The 294-nt window shown below is 43.5% G+C and carries 2 tRNA genes; both read left to right on the forward strand.

What is annotated here, in order from left to right:
* Positions 1-13 precede the first annotated feature (13 nt).
* Positions 14-90: transfer RNA gene (locus M9194_RS21615), tRNA-Ile, on the forward strand.
* Positions 91-98: 8 nt separating this feature from the next.
* Positions 99-174, forward strand: a tRNA-Ala gene (locus M9194_RS21620).
* The last annotated feature ends 120 nt before the right edge of the window (positions 175-294 follow it).

A 294-nucleotide genomic window follows, 5' to 3' on the forward strand; every position in this document is an offset into this window, starting at 1 on the left:
TAGAGTAAAAGATGGGTCTGTAGCTCAGGTGGTTAGAGCGTTCGCCTGATAAGCGAGAGGTCGGTGGTTCAAGTCCACTCAGACCCACCAAAATTTTCGGGGCTATAGCTCAGCTGGGAGAGCGCCTGCCTTGCACGCAGGAGGTCAGCAGTTCGATCCTGCTTAGCTCCACCATCTTTAAGGGTTTTTTATTAAGAATCTTTAAAGATGGTTTTTTATTCTTTAGAAGATGAAAAACTTGCTCTTTAACAATTTGGAAAGCTGACGAATAACGATGTGATTTCATCGTTATTC

The sequence above is a fragment of the Vibrio sinus genome, assembly GCF_023634645.1.
Taxonomy (GTDB): domain Bacteria; phylum Pseudomonadota; class Gammaproteobacteria; order Enterobacterales; family Vibrionaceae; genus Vibrio; species Vibrio sinus.